This window comes from Streptomyces sp. NPDC052023, assembly GCF_044548465.1.
GTDB lineage: Bacteria > Actinomycetota > Actinomycetes > Streptomycetales > Streptomycetaceae > Streptomyces.
The window spans coordinates 737,293-754,515 of record NZ_JBIUBW010000001.1; the positions used below are offsets into that span (position 1 = coordinate 737,293).

16 protein-coding genes and 1 pseudogene are annotated in these 17,223 nt (G+C 71.7%); 4 read left to right on the forward strand and 13 right to left on the reverse strand.

The genetic code is table 11. The annotated features are described in order from the left end of the window. Positions 1-98 precede the first annotated feature (98 nt). The 3 genes from ACIHCM_RS03425 to leuA all read right to left on the reverse strand — a co-directional run bounded on the left by ACIHCM_RS03425 (position 99) and on the right by leuA (position 3,984). Positions 99-1,298 (reverse strand): exo-alpha-sialidase, encoded by a 1,200-nt coding sequence (locus ACIHCM_RS03425; protein ID WP_399888347.1) that lies wholly within the window; start codon positions 1,296-1,298, stop codon positions 99-101. A 96-nt stretch (positions 1,299-1,394) separates the two neighbouring features. Further along, positions 1,395-2,090 carry a TerB family tellurite resistance protein gene (locus ACIHCM_RS03430; RefSeq protein WP_399888350.1) on the reverse strand — a complete coding sequence of 232 codons (696 nt, stop codon included), beginning with the start codon at positions 2,088-2,090 and terminating at the stop codon, positions 1,395-1,397. 172 nt (positions 2,091-2,262) lie between these two features. Next, complete coding sequence (gene leuA / locus ACIHCM_RS03435) at positions 2,263-3,984, reverse strand: 2-isopropylmalate synthase (RefSeq protein WP_399888353.1); 1,722 nt, start codon at positions 3,982-3,984, stop codon at positions 2,263-2,265. Between the two features lie 366 nt (positions 3,985-4,350). On the opposite strand from leuA, the gene ACIHCM_RS03440 reads away from it, so the two are divergent. From ACIHCM_RS03440 to ACIHCM_RS03455, 4 genes are all read left to right on the forward strand, one after another. Beyond that, complete coding sequence (locus tag ACIHCM_RS03440) at positions 4,351-5,406, forward strand: M4 family metallopeptidase (RefSeq protein WP_399888356.1); 1,056 nt, start codon at positions 4,351-4,353, stop codon at positions 5,404-5,406. Between the two features lie 48 nt (positions 5,407-5,454). Next, entirely contained in the window at positions 5,455-5,721 is a 267-nt protein-coding gene (locus ACIHCM_RS03445; protein ID WP_399888359.1) for a protealysin inhibitor emfourin, read from the forward strand. Between the two features lie 71 nt (positions 5,722-5,792). Next, entirely contained in the window at positions 5,793-7,097 is a 1,305-nt protein-coding gene (locus ACIHCM_RS03450) for a GH1 family beta-glucosidase (protein WP_399888362.1), read from the forward strand. After that, complete coding sequence (locus ACIHCM_RS03455) at positions 7,094-8,341, forward strand: MFS transporter (protein WP_399888365.1); 1,248 nt, start codon at positions 7,094-7,096, stop codon at positions 8,339-8,341. Before ACIHCM_RS03450 ends, ACIHCM_RS03455 begins: the two co-directional genes overlap by 4 nt. 4 nt (positions 8,342-8,345) lie before the next feature. Here the strand turns inward: ACIHCM_RS03455 and era are convergent, their stop codons facing one another. The 10 genes and pseudogenes from era to ACIHCM_RS03505 all read right to left on the reverse strand — a co-directional run. Beyond that, positions 8,346-9,299: a GTPase Era gene (gene era, locus ACIHCM_RS03460; RefSeq protein WP_399888367.1), complete on the reverse strand. Its 954-nt coding sequence runs from the start codon at positions 9,297-9,299 to the stop codon at positions 8,346-8,348. Between the two features lie 110 nt (positions 9,300-9,409). Next, positions 9,410-9,886, reverse strand: coding sequence for a hypothetical protein (locus ACIHCM_RS03465; RefSeq protein WP_399888370.1), 477 nt, complete (start codon positions 9,884-9,886; stop codon positions 9,410-9,412). Positions 9,887-10,185: 299 nt separating this feature from the next. After that, positions 10,186-10,539: a cytidine deaminase gene (locus tag ACIHCM_RS03470; protein WP_399888373.1), complete on the reverse strand. Its 354-nt coding sequence runs from the start codon at positions 10,537-10,539 to the stop codon at positions 10,186-10,188. A 31-nt stretch (positions 10,540-10,570) separates the two neighbouring features. Then, positions 10,571-10,930: an MmcQ/YjbR family DNA-binding protein gene (locus ACIHCM_RS03475; RefSeq protein ID WP_399888376.1), complete on the reverse strand. Its 360-nt coding sequence runs from the start codon at positions 10,928-10,930 to the stop codon at positions 10,571-10,573. Further along, the gene (locus ACIHCM_RS03480; protein ID WP_399888380.1) at positions 10,927-12,234 is read right to left on the reverse strand and encodes a hemolysin family protein; all 1,308 of its coding nucleotides are present in this window, start codon (positions 12,232-12,234) and stop codon (positions 10,927-10,929) included. The genes ACIHCM_RS03475 and ACIHCM_RS03480 overlap by 4 nt, the downstream gene beginning before the upstream one ends. Next, positions 12,231-12,728, reverse strand: a complete 498-nt coding sequence (ybeY, locus tag ACIHCM_RS03485) for an rRNA maturation RNase YbeY (protein WP_399888384.1) — start codon at positions 12,726-12,728, stop codon at positions 12,231-12,233. The genes ACIHCM_RS03480 and ybeY overlap by 4 nt, the downstream gene beginning before the upstream one ends. Before the next feature lie 12 nt (positions 12,729-12,740). After that, entirely contained in the window at positions 12,741-13,817 is a 1,077-nt protein-coding gene (locus ACIHCM_RS03490; RefSeq protein ID WP_399888386.1) for a PhoH family protein, read from the reverse strand. A 148-nt stretch (positions 13,818-13,965) separates the two neighbouring features. Continuing rightward, positions 13,966-15,072, reverse strand: a complete 1,107-nt coding sequence (locus tag ACIHCM_RS03495) for a carbohydrate kinase family protein (RefSeq protein WP_399888731.1) — start codon at positions 15,070-15,072, stop codon at positions 13,966-13,968. Positions 15,073-15,335: 263 nt separating this feature from the next. Continuing rightward, a complete protein-coding gene (locus ACIHCM_RS03500; protein ID WP_399888389.1) occupies positions 15,336-16,625 on the reverse strand; it encodes a glucarate dehydratase family protein in 1,290 nt (429 codons plus the stop codon). Then, a pseudogene (locus tag ACIHCM_RS03505) lies at positions 16,622-16,896 on the reverse strand (5-dehydro-4-deoxyglucarate dehydratase); the annotation flags it as partial. The pseudogene ACIHCM_RS03505 and the gene ACIHCM_RS03500, both read right to left, overlap by 4 nt. Between the last annotated feature and the right edge of the window lie 327 nt (positions 16,897-17,223).

The window sequence follows — 17,223 nt, forward strand, 5'->3', positions numbered from 1 at the left end:
TGCTCTGCCCCCGCCCTTGTCCCGGCACTGCCATGGTTGGCCCTGTTGGGGGGCGGGGGCCGGGCGTCGCGACGGGGCGAACGTTGCCTGTCGCGGCACTAGGAGAGGCCGGCGAGCGGGATCAGCCGGAACTCGATCCGCTCGTACGTCCCCCGGACCCCGGTCTCGTACAGCACACCGAGCGTGCCGGTCGCGACCTGCACCAGGTCGGAGTAGGCCGCCGGCTGCCGGGAGAGCGTCAGCGCCTTGGTGAAGGTCGCACCGGCGTCCGTGCTGCGCCACACCGCCATGGCCTGCCGGGCGGTGGGCACGGAGGGGCCGGAGAAGAACAACGGGGCTCTTGGGCCGCCGGGCTGGAGGACGCTCGCCTGGACGATGGGCACGTCGCTCAGCGTGGGCTGGACGGCGTAGGGCCGGTCCAGGGTCCGGCCGCCGTCGGTGGAGCGGCTGTCGAGGCGGTGGCCGGCGCTGGTGCCGTGCTGGTCGCGGGCCGAGAAGTAGAGCGTGCCGTCGGGGAGTTCGGCGACGGTGCTCTCGTTGGCGTTGTCGTGGCCGTCGTAGGAGGCGTCCACGAAGCCCAGCCGCCAGGTGAGGCCGCCGTTGTCGCTGTAGAGGGCGTGGGCGCCGTAGTACTTGGGTTCCTGACCGGTGTCCGCGGACCCGGCGGGCGGCGCGGCGGAGTGGTTGGCGGGGACCACCAGGCGGCCGGCGTGCCGGCCGTGGGTGAGGGCGACGGCGTGCCCGGGGCCGGTGGCGTACCAGCGCCAGCCGGCCCGTTTCACCGCCCTGGTGATCTCCCGTGGCGGGCTGAAGCTGCGTCCGTCGTCCCCGCTGCGCTGCACGAACACCCGGCGGCTCTGGGCCGGCGTCACCTCGCCGCGCATGATCTGCGCCTCCGTCACGGCGCCACTGTTGTAGGAGGTGAGCAGCACGACGGCGCCGGTGCGCGGGTCGACGACGGGTGCCGGGTTGCCGCGGGTGTCCCCCTGCCCGGCGGCCACGACCGTCAGCGGGCCCCAGGTGCAGCCGCCGTCGGTGGAGCGGCGCACGAGCACGTCGATGTCGCCGGAGTCGCCCGCGCCACCGCGCCGGCCCTCGGCGAACGCCAGGACGGTCCCGGCGCGGGTCGTGACGGCCGCCGGGATGCGATAGGTGTCGTAGCCGCCCTTCCCCGCGGTGTAGGGCACGGAGGAGGTGCAGCGGGCCGCGGACGCGGTGGGGGTGTCGGTGAACGGGCTGGACAGGAGCGGGACGAGAACGGCTGCGGCGGTCAGGAAGGCACGTCTGGGACGACTCATCGGGCGGGCCCCTCGGGGTCGGTGACGTTGTGTCAGTCACATCGTTCCCCGGGACACCGGTTCTCCCCCGCAGGCCGCGACGACCGGTCGCGGGTGTCAGGAGGGCGTGCGGGCCGTCGCCAGCAGGCGGGTCACCTCGTCCGAGGTGATGGTGAGGGCGGCACCGACGGTGGCGAGGACCTCGCGTTCGGCAGCGGTGTAGGGGCCGTCGGCGAGGGCGATGCGGGCGCCCTGGAGGAGGATCGACTCACGGCCGGCGGGGGCCAGGTGCGGGGCGAGCGGGTCGAGGGCCTCGTGCAGCTCTATGGCCAGCCCCGGGCCGCAGGGCTGACCGCAGACCCGGCCGGTGTCCGCGGCGAGCGCCTCGACGAGGGCGTTCAGCTGCTCCTCGGTGCAGTCCTCGAAGCCGGCCGCGCGGACCGTGCCGGCGGCCGCGGTGAGCGAGGGGCGGGTGCGGGTGCCGTCCGCGGCCAGCACCGCGAGGGCGACCGTGTGCACGGCGTCGCGGAGCATCGCGGAGAAGCGGGTCGTGGTGGGGTGGTCGAGGACGTCGGTGCCGAAATGGCTGCGGCAGGCCGCGCACTCCACGACGGGCCCGGTGTCGCCGCGCGGCAGCACGGGCACGCCGAGCAGGGTGAAGCGGCGACGCCCGGTCAGCCGCTGGTAGTTGCGGTCGCCCCCGCACCCGGGGCAGAAGAACTCGCCGTCCCCGACGGCCGTCCACGCGGTACGGGTGCCCAGTACGCGCACACGCCTGGCGGCACGGCCGTTTCGTCCCCGGACTGGCAGCACGTCGCACCTCCGTAACCCCACGGCAACATCGCCGCGCTGGCGTGATGTTAGCCACATCCGTGAGGCGGAGTCAGTACCCCGGACGAGACCTCTCCGTGACCTGGCCGGTAAACGACGGGGTCCCGCCCGCCGGAAATCGGCGGACGGGACCCGAAACGCCCGGTCAGAGGGGTCAGCGAGCCGCCCGGTTGACGGCCGAGACGACCGCCTTCAGTGACGCACGTGTCGTGTTCGCATCGATGCCGATCCCCCAGAGGACCTTGTCGTCGATCGCGCATTCGATGTACGAGGCGGCCTGCGCGGAGGCGCCCTCGCTCATGGTGTGCTCCTGGTAGTCCAGCAGCCGTACGTCGATGCCGATGGACTGCAGGGCGTCGAAGAACGCCGAGATCGGGCCGTTGCCGGTGCCGGACAGGACGGTGTCCTCGCCGTCGACGGTGGCCTCGACGGTGAGCTTGTCCACGCCGTCCGTGTCGGTCGTCGACTGTCCCGTCCTGACCTGGATCCGGCCCCACGGGTTCTCCGGGTTCGGCAGGTACTCGTCCTCGAAGATCGCCCAGATGTCCTTCGGGGTGACCTCGCCGCCGTCGGCGTCCGTCTTCGCCTGGATGATCTTCGAGAACTCGATCTGCATCCGGCGCGGCAGTTCCAGCTTGTGCTCGTTCTTCAGCACGTAGGCGACGCCGCCCTTGCCGGACTGCGAGTTCACGCGGATGACCGCCTCGTAGGAGCGGCCGACGTCCTTGGGGTCGATCGGCAGGTACGGGACCGCCCACTCGATGTCGTCGACGGTGACGCCCCTGGCCGCCGCGTCGGCCTCCATGGCGTCGAAGCCCTTCTTGATGGCGTCCTGGTGGGAGCCGGAGAAGGACGTGTAGACCAGGTCGCCCACGTACGGGTGGCGCGGGTGGACCTCCATCTGGTTGCAGTACTCCCACGTGCGACGGATCTCGTCGATGTCGGAGAAGTCGATCTGCGGGTCGACACCCTGCGAGAACAGGTTCATGCCCAGGGTGACCAGGTCGACGTTGCCGGTGCGCTCGCCCTGCCCGAACAGGCAGCCCTCGACCCGGTCGGCGCCGGCCATCAGCGCCAGCTCGGCCGCCGCCACCGCCGTACCGCGGTCGTTGTGGGGGTGGACGGACAGGCAGACGTGCTCACGGCGGGAGAGGTGGCGGCCCATCCACTCGAAGCGGTCGGCGTGCGTGGAGGGCGTGGAGCGCTCGACGGTGGCGGGCAGATTCAGGATGATCTCTCGGCCCGGACCCGGCTGCCAGACGTCCATGACCGCCTCGCAGACCTCCAGCGCGAAGTCCAGCTCGGTGTCGGTGAAGATCTCCGGGCTGTACTGGTAGCCGAACTCGGTCTCCGCGTCGAGCAGCTTCTCCGCGTACTCCATGACCAGCCGGGTGCCGTCGACGGCGATCTGCTTGATGTCCTCCTTGGAGCCGCGGAAGACGACCCGGCGGAAGACCGGCGCGGTGGCGTTGTACAGGTGCACGGTGGCCCGCTTGGCGCCCTTGAGGGACTCGACGGTCCGCTCGATGAGGTCCTCGCGTGCCTGGGTCAGCACCGAGATCGTGACGTCGTCCGGGATGGCGGTCTCGTCCTCGATGATCGAACGCACGAAGTCGAAGTCGGTCTGGCCGGAAGCCGGGAAGCCGACCTCGATCTCCTTGTAACCCATCCTGACCAGCAGATCGAACATCGCGCGCTTACGGGCCGGCGACATGGGGTCGATCAGCGCCTGGTTGCCGTCGCGCAGGTCGGTGGAGAGCCAGCGGGGGGCAGCGGTGATCCGGTTCTGCGGCCAGGTACGGTCGGGGATGTCGACCTGGTCGTAGCGACCGTACTTGTGGATCGGCAGGGAACTGGGCTGCTGGCGATTTGCCATGGTGGCGTGGGCTCCTCGAGAAATCCGGTGGGATCCGGTGTCCGGAAGGACGGCCGACGACGCAACGCCAAGCTCCGCGGGGAGGGAGTCGGCCTCGACTACAGGCCCTCGCCGCGGCAGCTAAGAAGAAGCAGCCCGAAACGCATGATGCAGAGCATGCTAGTCGAGCCCCTCACAAACGTGCGGTTCTGTATCAGTATGCGGGATCGGGCGGTATGTGCGGGGCGGGGGAAACGCCGCGAGAAGCGCCCACATACCCGCGGCCAATAACACAGCGCAACCACCCCCCACCCGCACATCCCCACATTTCACCAATCAAGGTTGCGGATAGTGACACTCCCCTGACTCGGTGCCAAGGTGCGGAGCATGACTCGCGTCTTCTGCACGATCGTGCCCCCGCACGTCCTCGACGAGCTCGCCCGGTCCGAGGACCCGGCCCTGTCCGGCCCCGCCCGCCGGACCCTCCAGCGTGACGCCTACGAGCGCACCCACCGCCGCCTCACCACGGTCATCGGCGCGCCCACCGTCACCCCGCCCGCCGCAGCCGCCGAAGGCAGACCGCACCGCACGATCCACGACGCCCAGCACCGCACGAGCCTGCCCGGGAAGAAGGTCCGCGACGAGGGTGACGAGCCCGGCAGGGACGCCACGGTCAACCGCGCCTACGCCGGCCTCGGCGCCACCTTCGAGCTGTTCCTCAAGGCCTACGGCCGCGACTCGATCGACGGCGGCGGCCTGCCCCTCGACGCGACGGTGCACTACGACGAGGAGTACAACAACGCCTTCTGGAACGGCGAGCAGATGGTCTTCGGTGACGGGGACGGCGAGATCTTCCTCGACTTCACCCTTCCGATCGACGTCATCGGCCACGAACTCGCCCACGGCGTGACCCAGTACACGGCGAACCTCACCTACTTCGGCCAGCCCGGCGCCCTCAACGAGTCCGTCTCCGACGTCTTCGGCGCGCTGATCAAGCAGTACACGCTCGGCCAGACCGCCGCCGAGGCCGACTGGCTGATCGGCGCCGGCCTGCTCGCCCCGCGGGTGAGCGGGGTGGCCCTGCGCTCGATGAAGGCCCCGGGCACGGCGTACGACGACGACGTGCTCGGCAAGGACCCGCAGCCCGCGACGATGGACGCGTATGTGCGCACCGGCCGCGACAACGGCGGTGTCCACATCAACTCCGGCATCCCCAACCACGCCTTCTACCTCGCCGCCACCGCCCTCGGCGGGCACGCCTGGGAGCGGGCGGGGCAGGTCTGGTACGACGTGCTGACCGGCGGCGAGCTGAAGGAGGACGCCATGTTCGCCGAGTTCGCCGCGCTGACCGTCTCCGCCGCGAAGGCACGCTTCGGCGACGGCAGCGACGAGCTGCGGGCGGTGGCCAAGGCCTGGGAGCAGGTCGGCGTGCGGACGCTGTAGGCGCGTATCCCTCCCCACGGCGGCCGGGCTCGTACTAGACAGGGATCCATGCGTATTCAGGTGCGGCGTACGGGCGGGTTCGCGGGCATCGAGCGGCAGGCCGAGGTGGACACCTCCGGGCGGCCGGACGCCCCCGAGTGGCACGCGCTCGCCGAGCAGGCGCTCGCGGCGGGCCGGGGCGCGCCGCCCGCCGGGGTGCCGGACGGGTTCAGCTACCGGATCACGGTGGACGGCAGGACGGTGTACTGCGCGGACCCCCGGCTGACCGACGAGCAGCGCCGGCTGATCACCAGGGTGCTGAAGGAAGGGGCGTGACGCCTGCCTCACAACTCCCCTTTCACGCGGAGGCGTTGACTTCCGTTACCGGCGGTACCGATGATCCGCGCATGGCGACGAACCCCGTACCCCAGTTCCCGGCCGGCTTCCTGTGGGGCGTCTCGACGTCCGCGCACCAGATCGAGGGCGCGGCCGGGCTGCGCGAACCGTCCGTGTGGGACGCCTTCACGGCCGAGCCGGGACGGGTCAAGGACGGCTCCACCGCACAGGTGGCCTGCGACCACTACCACCGCTACCGCGAGGACGTGGCGCTCCTGGCGGGCCTGGGGGTGGACGCGTACCGCTTCTCGATCTCCTGGCCGCGGGTCCGCTCGGCCGGGGGCCTCGGGTTCTACGACCGGCTGGTGGACGAGCTGTGCGGGGCGGGCGTACGGCCGGTCCCGACGCTCTTCCACTGGGACCTGCCCGCGGGGCTCGACTGGCTGGAGCGGGACACGGCGGCACGGTTCGCGGAGTACGTGGCGGTGGTGGCCGAGCGGCTCGGGGACCGGGTCACGAAGTGGATCACCCTCAACGAGCCCGCCGAGCACACACTGCTGGGTCACGCCCTCGGCGTCCACGCGCCCGGCCGGCGGCTGCTGTTCGACGCGCTGCCGGTCGCCCACCATCAGCTCCTGGCACACGGGCTGGCGGTGCAGGCCCTGCGCGCGGCAGGCGCGGCGGACGTCGGGATCGCCAACTCGCACGGACCGGCCTGGCCCGCGTCCCGGGAGAGCGCCGACGTGGAGGCGGCGGACTTCTACGACACCCTGCTGAACCGGCTGTTCGCGGACCCGCTGCTGCTGGGCGAGTACCCCGCGGGGATCGGGGAGCTGATGCCGGGGGACGTGGCGTCCGACCTGAAGGTGATCTCCGAGCCGGTCGACTGGTACGGGATCAACTACTACGCGCCGACCCGGGTCGGGGCGCCTGAGGGCGCGGAGATCGAGTTCGGCGGGGTGCGGCTGCCGGCCGAACTGCCCTTCTCGGTGCGGGAGATCGAAGGCGTACCGCTCACGGACTTCGGCTGGCCTGTGGTGCCGGAGGCACTGACCGAGCTGCTCACCGGATTCCGGGACCGGTACGGCGAACGGCTGCCGCCAATGGTGATCACCGAGAACGGGTGCTCGTACGAGGGGCTCGACGACCAGGCGCGGATCGCCTATCTGGACGGCCATGTGCGGGCGCTGCACGCGGCGCTGGCGGCGGGCGTGGACGTGCGCGGCTACTTCGTGTGGTCGTTGCTGGACAACTTCGAGTGGGCCGAGGGGTACGCGCGGCGGTTCGGGCTGGTGCACGTGGACTACGAGACGCTGCAGCGCACGCCGAAGGCCTCCTACCACTGGTTCGAAGAGCTGCTGCGGGCCCAGAGATGAAGGTCGTCCCGGCGGCTCTCGCCGAGCCCGTGGCGCCCGTCGGCCGTGGCTGGACGGCCTCCCTGGCGCTCGCCAACGGGGCGATCTGGGTGGGCTGGTACGGCCCCTTGCAGATCCTGCTGGCGATGCAGGCGGAGGACTTCGCGCCCGGCACCGGCATGTCCAAGGAGACGCTGCTGGCGTGGGTGACGGGCGCTGGCGCGGCGGTGTCGCTGGTGGCGAACCCGGTGTGGGGCGCGCTGTCCGACCGGACGACGTCCCGGCTGGGCCGCCGTACGCCGTGGATCGTGGCCGGTGCGGCCGGCGGGGCGCTGTCGCTGCTGGTGCTCGCGGCCGCGGGCGGGCTGTGGGCGATGGTGGCGGGCTGGTGCCTGGTGCAGCTGACGCTGAACGCGGCGTTCGCGGCGGTGACGGCGGCGGTGCCGGACCGGGTGCCACGGCTGCAGCGCGGCGCGGTGGGCGGCTGGCTGGGGGCCGCGCAGATCCTGGGTGTGGTCGGCGGTACGGGGCTCGCGACGGCGGCGGGCGGGGTCGGGGCCGGGTACGTGGCGTGCGCCGTGTTCGTGACGGTGGGGGTGCTGCCGTATGTGCTGGGCCATCCGGATCTGCGGCTCGCGGTGACGGACCGGCCCCCGTGGTCGTGGCGGGGCTTTCTGGCGGGTTTCTGGCTGAGCCCGAGGCGCCACCACGACCTGGGCTGGGCCTGGCTGACGCGGTTCCTGATCAACCTCAGCAACGCGCTGGTGCTTCTCTACCTCCTCTACTACCTGCGCGACCGCCTGCACCACGAGGACCCGGAGGCGGGGGTGCTGATCCTGACCGCGGTGAACGGGGTGACGCTGCTGGCCACGGTCGTCGCCGCGGGTGTGTGGTCGGACCGGGTGGGGCGGCGCAAGCCGTTCGTGATCTGGTCGGGGGTGCTGATGGCGGTGGCCACGGCGCTTCTGGCGGGCTGGCAGACCTGGCCGGGCGCCGTCGTCTCGGCGGCGGTGCTGGGCATCGGCTTCGGCGTGTTCACGTCGGTGGACTTCGCGCTGATGACCGACGTGCTGCCCACGGCGCTGGACCGCGGCAAGGACCTGGGCGTGATCAACGTGGCCAATGCGCTGCCGCAGGTCGCGGCGCCCGCCCTGGCCGCCCCGATCGTCACGCATCTCGGCGGCTACCGGGTGCTGTACCTGGTGGCCGCCGGGATCGGCCTGGCGGGGGCACTGCTGGTGCGCCGGATCAGGGGCGCCGACTGACGGCTCAGAAGCCCAGCTTGCGCAGCTGCTTGGGGTCGCGCTGCCAGTCCTTGGCCACCTTCACGTGCAGGTCGAGGAAGACCGGCGTCCCGAGCAGCGCCTCGATCTGGCGGCGGGACTTGATGCCGACCTCCTTCAGGCGCTTGCCCTTGGGGCCGATGATGATGCCCTTCTGGCTGGGGCGCTCGATGTAGACGTTGGCGTGGATGTCGAGCAGGGGCTTGTCGGCGGGACGGTCCTCACGCGGGAGCATCTCCTCCACGACGACGGCGATGGAGTGCGGCAACTCGTCGCGTACGCCCTCCAGCGCGGCCTCCCGGATCAGCTCCGCGATCATGACCTGCTCGGGCTCGTCGGTCAGGTCGCCCTCGGGGTAGAGCGCCGGGCCCTCGGGGAGCAGCGGGACCAGGAGGTCCGCCAGCAGGTTGACCTGCTTGTCCCCCACCGCCGACACCGGCACGATCTCCGCCCACTCGATGCCCAGCTCCTTGCCGAGCTGATCGATCGCGATGAGCTGCTCGGCCAGCGCCTTGCTGTCGACGAGGTCGGTCTTCGTGACGATCGCGACCTTGGGCGACTTCTTGATCCCGGCGAGTTCCTTGGCGATGAACCGGTCACCGGGGCCGATCTTCTCGTTCGCCGGCAGGCAGAAGCCGATCACGTCGACCTCTGCCCAGGTCGTGCGCACCACGTCGTTGAGCCGCTCTCCGAGCAGTGTGCGCGGTTTGTGCAGCCCGGGGGTGTCCACCAGGATCAGCTGGGCGTCGGGCCGGTGCACGATGCCCCGGACCGTGTGCCGCGTGGTCTGCGGCTGGTTCGCGGTGATCGCGACCTTCTGCCCGACCAGTGCGTTCGTGAGGGTGGACTTGCCCGCGTTGGGGCGGCCCACGAAGCAGGCGAAGCCGGCCCGGTGGACAGTCTCGGCCGGCTGCTCGGATGACGGGATACGAACGCTCATGGCGCCCATTCTCCCTGATCGCCGAAGCCCCGCCGTACCGCGATTCCCGGCGGCCGGGCGGGCGCGGCCCCGGCGCCCGGTCGCGTCCGGGGCCGCGCCCTGCCGAGGGCTCAGTCGAACACGAACGGGCCCGGCGACTGCGGCCCCGTCGCGGTGCAGGTGATGGTGATGCCGAAGACGGTCATCCGCAGCGAGCCGCCGTAGGCCTCCAGGCTGTCGCCGGAGGCCACGGTGCCGCTGAGCGGCCCCACGGTGACGGGGTCGCCGGCGGCCATCGCCGGGTTCTCCGTGCCGCTGAAGACGGTGGTGCCGCCACCGCCCTTGACCAGGGTGAGCGTGGACGCGATCGAGTCGGCCCCGAGACCGATCGGGGCGGTGATCGCGGTGGAGGTCAGGGTCATGGTGGCCGCCGTGCCGTCCTGGGTGGCGGTGAGGGTGGCCTCGCCGCCGCCGAAGCTGGAGCAGTCGGCGGTGAGGGTCGCCGACCCCGGCGTGACGGCCAGGGCCGCGGGCGCGAGGAGGACGCCGGTGACCGCGAGGGCGCCGATCGTCAGTGCCGCACCGGACGCAATGCGCATGCCTTTCATGGGGGGTTCCCTTCCCGTCGGGGGAATGCCATGTGGGGGATGGTCGGGAGGAACGCCGGCGGACCACCCGGACAGCGGGGTGCGGGCGCGCTGCGCGAACTCGGAAGCTGACGGTCCGTCGGAACTTACGGTTCCATTGATGCGCGAGTGGCGCACGACGGCAAGGCGTATTTCCGGCCTCCGTACGGCCAGGCGGAGGCCTGGGGCGAGGCCTGGGGCGAGGCCTGGGGCGAGGCCTGGGGGCGAGGGCGAGGGGCGAGGCCTGGGGGCGGCAGCCCCCAGTGCCGGTTCGGCCTGCTTCAGCCCGCGGAAACAGTCAGCCGCAGGGCTCCGTCCGGTCCGGCCACCAGCACCGGCGTGCCCGCGCCGCCCAGATCCCGTACGGCCGCCAGGTCCTCCGCCGACGCGGCGCCGGCCTCCGTGACGACCGCCGCCGCCTCCAGCGACTTCGCGCCCGACGCCACCGCCATGGCCACCGCCGTCCGCAGGGCGCTGAGCTTCAGCGAGTCCAGGTCGACGGTCCCGGCGACATACGTACGCCCCGTCTCGTCCCGTACCGCGGCCCCCTCGGGGACGCCGTTACGGGCCCGGGCCGAGCGGGCCAGGGTGACGATCTTGCGGTCCTCGGGAGCGAGTGCGTTGCTGTCGGTCATGCCCCGAGCATACGGAGCCACGCGGCCCCGTTCAGGGGCGGTCCAGGCGCAGCCGTTCGGCGCGCGGCAGACCGGCCACCACGAGGTCGTAGGAGTCCTCGATGAGCTCCTCGACCAGCCGCGCGGGGAGCGCGCCGTCCACCGTGACGGTGTTCCAGTGCCGCTTGTTCATGTGCCAGCCGGGGACGATCAGGCCGGGGTGGTCGGCGCGCAGGCGCACCGCGTCCTCGGGGTCGCACTTGAGGTTCACCGTGAGCGGGCGGGCGTCCAGGCCGGTCAGGGCGAACATCTTGCCCAGCACCTTGAACACCGAGGTCTCCGGGCCGAACGGGAACTCCTCGACGGCCGCGGCGAAGGACAGGCAGAAGGCGCGCAGCTCCTGGGGGGTCACTCCGGCTTCGTCTCCTCCTGCGCCGGCTCCGCCGGGGTCACCGGCTCCACCAGCACGGTCACGATCTTGTTCCGGCGTCCGGCTGCTGCCTCGGCGGTCAGCCGCAGTTCCCGGCCGTCCGGCAGCTCGACCACGGACGTGGCCCCGGCGATGGGAACCCGGCCCAGCGCCTTCGCCAGCAGCCCGCCGACCGTCTCCACGTCCTCGTCGTCGTACGACTCCAGCCCGTACAGCTCGCCCAGGTCACCGATGTCGAGACGGGCGGTGACCCGGTAGCGGTCCTCGCCCAGGGGCTCCACGGGCGGCAGCTCCCGGTCGTACTCGTCGGTGATCTCGCCGACGATCTCCTCCAGGATGTCCTCGATGGTGACGATCCCGGCCGTGCCGCCGTACTCGTCGATCACGACGGCGACGTGGTTGCGCTCCTTCTGCATCTCGCGCAGCAGGTCACCGGCGTTCTTGGTGTCCGGCACGAAGACCGCGGGCCGCATGGCCGTCGAGACCAGCTCGGTCTCGGCGTCCCGGCTGATGTGCGTCTTGCGGACCAGGTCCTTCAGGTACACGATCCCGACGATGTCGTCCTCGCTCTCGCCGGTGACCGGGATCCGCGAGAAACCGGACCTGAGCGCGAGGGTCAGGGCCTGGCGGATGGTCTTGTAGCGCTCGATGACGACCAGGTCCGTGCGCGGGACCATCACCTCCCGCACGAGGGTGTCGCCCAGCTCGAAGACCGAGTGCACCATGCGGCGCTCGTCGTCCTCGATCAGGGACTCCGCCTCGGCGAGGTCGACCAGGGCGCGCAGCTCCGCCTCCGAGGCGAAGGGGCCGCGCCGGAAGCCCTTGCCGGGGGTCAGGGCGTTGCCGATGAGGATCAGCAGGGACGGGATCGGGCCCATGATCCGGGCCAGCGGAACCAGGACGTAGGCCGCGGCGGTGGCCGTGTTCAGCGGGTGCTGACGGCCGATGGTGCGCGGGGAGACGCCGACGGCGACGTACGAGACGAGGACCATGACCGCGATGGCGATCAGCAGCGCCTCGGTGGTGCTGTCGAACTCGTTCAGGCAGGCATAGGTGACCAGTGCGGCCGCGGCCATCTCGCAGGCCACGCGGACCAGCAGCGCCACGTTGAGATAGCGGGTGGGATCGGCGGCCACCTGGGCGAGCTTCGCGCCGCCGCGGCGGCCGGAGCGCACCGCCTCCTCGGCGCGGAAACTGGAGACGCGGGCGAGGCCGGCCTCCGCGCAGGCGGCGAGCCAGGCGACGACGACCAGCGCGACGGCGCCGGTGATCAGCGGGATGCTCATGACACGGTGGGGGCCGGGGAGGGGCCGGTGAGGCCCTTCTCGGCACGCCAGCCGTCCACGATGGCTGCCTGGAGGCCGAACATCTCGGCCTTCTCGTCGGGTTCCTCGTGGTCGTACCCGAGCAGGTGCAGCACTCCGTGGACGGTCAGGAGCTGGAGCTCCTCGTCCATGGAGTGCTGCGTCGGGGCCTCGGCCCCCTGCTTGGCGGCGACCTCCGGGCACAGCACGATGTCACCGAGCAGGCCGCTCGGCGGCTCGTCCTCGTCCTTCGCCGGCGGGCGCAGCTCGTCCATCGGGAACGACATGACGTCGGTCGGGCCGGGCAGGTCCATCCACTGGATGTGCAGCTGCTCCATGGCGTCGGCGTCCACGACGATCACCGAGAGCTCGGACAGCGGGTGGATGCGCATCCTCGCGAGCGCGTAGCGGGCGATGTCGAGGATCGCCTGCTCGTCGACCTCGGTTCCGGACTCGTTGTTGACGTCGATCGACATGGTCGTGCTGGTCTACTTCCCTCTGGTTCCCTTGGCGCCGGTCCTGCCACGGCCGCCCTTGTGGGCGCCGTTCTCCGTGCCGTTCTCGCTGTCGAACTTCTCGTACGCGTCGACGATACGGCCCACGAGCTTGTGCCGGACGACATCGTGGGACGACAGCCGGGAGAAGTGGACGTCCTCGACGCCCTCCAGGATCTCCTGCACCTGCCGCAGACCGGACTTGGTGCCGCCGGGCAGGTCGACCTGGGTCACGTCACCCGTGATCACGATCTTCGAGTCGAAGCCGAGGCGGGTGAGGAACATCTTCATCTGTTCGGGGCTCGTGTTCTGGGCCTCGTCCAGGATGATGAAGGCGTCGTTCAGGGTGCGGCCACGCATGTAGGCCAGCGGAGCCACCTCGATGGTCCCCGCCGCCATCAACCGCGGAATGGAGTCCGGGTCGATCATGTCGTGCAACGCGTCGTAGAGCGGGCGCAGGTAGGGGTCGATCTTCTCGTAGAGCGTGCCGGGGAGGAAGCCGAGGCGCTCGCCGGCCTCGACCGCCGGCCGGGTCAGGATGATGCGGTTGACCTGCTTGGACTGCAGGGCCTGCACGGCCTTGGCCATGGCGAGGTAGGTCTTGCCGGTGCCGGCGGGGCCGATGCCGAAGACGATCGTGTGCTTGTCGATCGCGTCGACGTAGCGCTTCTGGTTGAGGGTCTTGGGGCGGATCGTGCGGCCGCGCGAGGACAGGATGTTCTGGGTGAGCACCTGGGCCGGTGTCTCTTCCGCACCCTCGCCGTTCTCCGTCGCCCGGAGCATGGCGATCGAGCGTTCCACTGCGTCCTCCGTCATCGGCTGCCCGGTGCGGAGCACCAGCATCATCTCGTCGAACAGGCGCTGGACGAGGGCGACTTCCGCCGCGGGTCCGACCGCGCTGATCTCGTTGCCCCGGACGTGGATGTCGGCCGCCGGGAAGGCCTTCTCGATCACGCGCAGGAGGGAGTCGCCGGACCCCAGGACGGTCACCATGGGGTGCTGGGCGGGGACGGTGAACTGTGCTCTCGCCTGCCCCTGCGCGGGGGTGTGAGCTGTGGGTGTCTGAGTCATGGGCCGGCGCTGAAGGCCTGCACGTCCTCCTCGATACGACTCGCCTGCCACAAGGGCGGCCTGGCGATTTCCAGAGTACGCCGCGGGACTGACATCGCCGTAGGGCTTTTCCGTGCGCCATGCGGCACACGGGACCTTGGGGACGGGGTCAGGCGGACCGGCCGAAGCCGATCGTGGGGACCGCGCGGCGCAGGGGCCAGGGGCGGGCCGTGGCGGGGATCAGGTCCTCCAGAAAGGCGTACCGGCGCAGTGCCGCGGGCTCCTGGTCGTCGTACGACTGGACCTTGCGCCACCAGGCCGCGATCTCGGGCCAGCCGGGGGCCGAGAGGGAGCCGCCGAACTCCTGGACGGACAGGGCCGCCGTCAGGCCGGCGAAGGCGACGCGGTCGGCGAGGGGCCACTCGGCCAGGGTGCCGGTGACGAAGCCGGCGACGAAGACGTCTCCCGCGCCGGTGGGGTCGAGGGCCTCCACGGCGATCGCCGGGACCGCCGCGCTCTCGCCGGTGCGCCCGTCCACGGCGTACGCGCCGTCCGCACCGAGGGTGACCACGGCGAGCGGCACGTGCTCGGTGAGGGCGTGCGCGGCGGCGCGGGGGCAGGTGGCGCCGGTGTAGCGCATCGCCTCCTCGGCGTTGGGCAGGAACGCCTCGCAGTGCTGGAGGTCGGCGAGGCCCGCCAGGTCCCAGGCGCCGGTGTCGTCCCAGCCGACGTCGGCGAAGATGCGGGTGCCCCTGCTCGCGGCCTGCGCGATCCAGGGGGCGCGCTCGCCGGGGGTGAGCGAGGCGACGGCGGCACGCGCGCGTGGGGGGCAGTCGGGGGCGGGTTCCTCGGGGGGTGGCTCGTGGCCGTGGGAGACCATCGTGCGCTCGCCCTCGTACGCCATGGACACGGTGACCGGGGAGTGCCAGCCGGGCACCGTGCGCGACGCGGTGAGGTCGATGCCCTCGCCCTGTTCCAGGGCGTCCCAGCAGTAGTCGCCGTAGTGGTCGTCTCCGAAGGCCGCCGCGAGGGAGGTCTTCAGGCCGAGGCGGGACAGCGCGGTCGCCATGTTGGCCACGCCACCGGGGCTCGACCCCATCCCGCGCGCCCAGGATTCGGTCCCGCGCACCGGGGCGGAGTCGAGCCCGGTGAAGATGATGTCGAGGAAGACCGTGCCGGTGAGATACACGTCCCACGGCGGTTCGCCCGGCCCGCGCAGGGCGGCGAGTGGGTCGACATGGGCGTGGCAGTACCGGCCTTCCCGGATGGCCGGCATCGCTCTGGTGGTGGGCAGCGGCCCCTCTCCGGCGGACCCGATCACAGTGCGCTCCCTGACGTGGTACTGACCTCGCCAGTGTGCACCACATCACGGCGGGCGGTTTCGCGGCCGCAACGACCGAGGCGCGGGGAGCTGTGTCCGGCCGGCGCGGTCCGCCGTGGCGCGCCGTACCCGGACCCTGCCGCCCCGCCGCAGGTCATGGCTTCGGGGTCGCGTCCGAAGGTCATGCGGCGGCCCCGGTCCCAGGCAGGGGAAGGGGGTTACCAGCGGGGCATGGCGGGCGTGACCCACCGTGGGTCGGCGATCCGCATAGCCGCCGCGTCATCGCGGTCGCGCAGCGCGCCGTCGTCGTCCAGCCAGCGCCGGTGCAGCAGGGCAAGCCGCTCCCGGTCGAGCTCGACGCCCAGGCCGGGGGCGTCCGGGACCTTCACGGCCCCGTCCTCGAAGACCAGCCGCTCGGTGAGCACGTCCTCGGACTGCCAGGGGTAGTGGGAGTCGCAGGCGTGGTGCAGGCCCGGGACGGTGGCCGCCACGTGGGTCATCGCGGCCAGGCTGATCCCGAGGTGGGTGTTGGAGTGCATGGACACCCCGACGCCGAAGGTCCGGCAGACGGCGGCGAGCTGCTGGGTGTTGCGCAGCCCGCCCCAGTAGTGGTGGTCGGAGAGGACGACCTGGACGGCACCCCGTGCGAACGCCTCCCCGATCTCGGCGAACGTCGTCACGCACATGTTGGTGGCGAGCGGCACGCCGGTCCGCCCGGCGACCTCGGCCATGGCGGGCGTGCCCAGCGCCGGGTCCTCCAGGTACTCCAGGAGGTCACCGAGTTCCTCGGCCACCTTGACCGACGTGCCGACGGACCAGGCGCCGTTGGGGTCGAGGCGCAGCGGATGCCCGGGGAAGGCCTCGGCCAGCGCCCGTACGGCCGCGATCTCCTCCTCGGGCGGGAAGACGCCCCCCTTGAGCTTGAACGACGAGAACCCGTACCGCTCCTTGAACCTCCGCGCCTGCTGCACGACCCCGGCCGGATCGAGCGCGGCGCCCCAGTCGTCCCGTTCGGCCTGGACGCCGGGCGGATGCTCGGCCCACTTGTAGAACAGGTAGGCGCTGTACTCGACCGCGTCGCGCACCTTGCCGCCGAGCAGCGCGTGCACGGGCAGCCCGAGCGCCTTGCCCAGCGCGTCCAGGCAGGCCACCTCGAAGCCGGAGACGACGGACAGCCGCAGCTTGTCCGCGGTCTGCACCCCGCGCAGGCCGCCGACGTCCACCGCCTCGGAGACCCGCGAGGCGTCCACGGCCACCTCGTCGGCGACGGCGAACAGCCCGTTGAGGTCGCTGACCTGCCGTCCCTTCAGCTTCTGCGCGAAGGGCCGCGCCAGCTCCAGGTACTTGGTGTCCCCGTACGTCTCACCGACGCCGGTCACACCGTCCGCGGTGACCACCTCCACGATCAGCCGGGGCGTGTACGGCTGGTGAACCCCCTGGGTGTTGAGCAGCGGCGGGTCGGCGACCAGGATCGGGGTCAGTGTTACGTCCGTGACGGTGAGGTTCACAGGGCGGCTCCTACGAGGTCGAGTCCGGTGGTGAGCAGGATCCTCAGCTCGGCGAGGTCGGCCGCGCGGGGGTCGGTGAGCGGGGCGCGGACGGGTCCGGCCGGCCGCGCAGCCGGGCCGCGGCCTTGACCAGCGACACGGCGTATCCGGGTGACCGGTCGCGCAGTTCGACGAAAGGCAGGTAGAAGTCCCGCAGCAGCTTCTCCACCGCCGCTTCGTCGCCGCGCCGCAGGGCGGTGAGGAAGGCGCGGGCGATCTCGGGCGCGAAGGCGTCGAGGGTGCCGTCGTCGTGGAAGGCGGTGAGCGGGAACGACAGCACGCCGCCCGCCATCCCCGCCCGCAGGCTCGCCGCCACACCGCTGTCGAGGCTCACGGCCACCCTCTCCCCCCTGTAGCTGTCGCCATGTCGCTGTCGCCCGGCGTCCATGTATGGAGACGGAGATTAGGTAGATGAACGTGAGCCGTCAATGGCCGCACGCTGCCGACGCCGGGCCGGCCGCCCGGAAACCGGCCGGAAGCCTGCGAGAAGGCGCTCGTCTACCCGGCGAGGACACCCCCAAACAGAAGGTGATCCAGATCACCCACCCCGGCCTCCCGT

Bases quoted from the DNA above. Each gene is read 5' to 3' on its own strand.
- ACIHCM_RS03465 (WP_399888370.1), bottom strand. From the start codon at position 9,886: ATGAAAGGCATGCGCATTGCGTCCGGTGCGGCACTGACGATCGGCGCC.
- ACIHCM_RS03490 (WP_399888386.1), bottom strand. From the start codon at position 13,817: ATGACTCAGACACCCACAGCTCACACCCCCGCGCAGGGGCAGGCGAGA.
- ACIHCM_RS03470 (WP_399888373.1), bottom strand. From the start codon at position 10,539: ATGACCGACAGCAACGCACTCGCTCCCGAGGACCGCAAGATCGTCACC.
- ACIHCM_RS03450 (WP_399888362.1), top strand. From the start codon at position 5,793: ATGGCGACGAACCCCGTACCCCAGTTCCCGGCCGGCTTCCTGTGGGGC.
- ACIHCM_RS03425 (WP_399888347.1), bottom strand. From the start codon at position 1,298: ATGAGTCGTCCCAGACGTGCCTTCCTGACCGCCGCAGCCGTTCTCGTC.
- ACIHCM_RS03495 (WP_399888731.1), bottom strand. From the start codon at position 15,072: ATGCCGGCCATCCGGGAAGGCCGGTACTGCCACGCCCATGTCGACCCA.
- ACIHCM_RS03480 (WP_399888380.1), bottom strand. From the start codon at position 12,234: ATGAGCATCCCGCTGATCACCGGCGCCGTCGCGCTGGTCGTCGTCGCC.
- ybeY (WP_399888384.1), bottom strand. From the start codon at position 12,728: ATGTCGATCGACGTCAACAACGAGTCCGGAACCGAGGTCGACGAGCAG.
- ACIHCM_RS03455 (WP_399888365.1), top strand. From the start codon at position 7,094: ATGAAGGTCGTCCCGGCGGCTCTCGCCGAGCCCGTGGCGCCCGTCGGC.
- leuA (WP_399888353.1), bottom strand. From the start codon at position 3,984: ATGGCAAATCGCCAGCAGCCCAGTTCCCTGCCGATCCACAAGTACGGT.
- ACIHCM_RS03440 (WP_399888356.1), top strand. From the start codon at position 4,351: ATGACTCGCGTCTTCTGCACGATCGTGCCCCCGCACGTCCTCGACGAG.
- ACIHCM_RS03445 (WP_399888359.1), top strand. From the start codon at position 5,455: ATGCGTATTCAGGTGCGGCGTACGGGCGGGTTCGCGGGCATCGAGCGG.
- era (WP_399888367.1), bottom strand. From the start codon at position 9,299: ATGAGCGTTCGTATCCCGTCATCCGAGCAGCCGGCCGAGACTGTCCAC.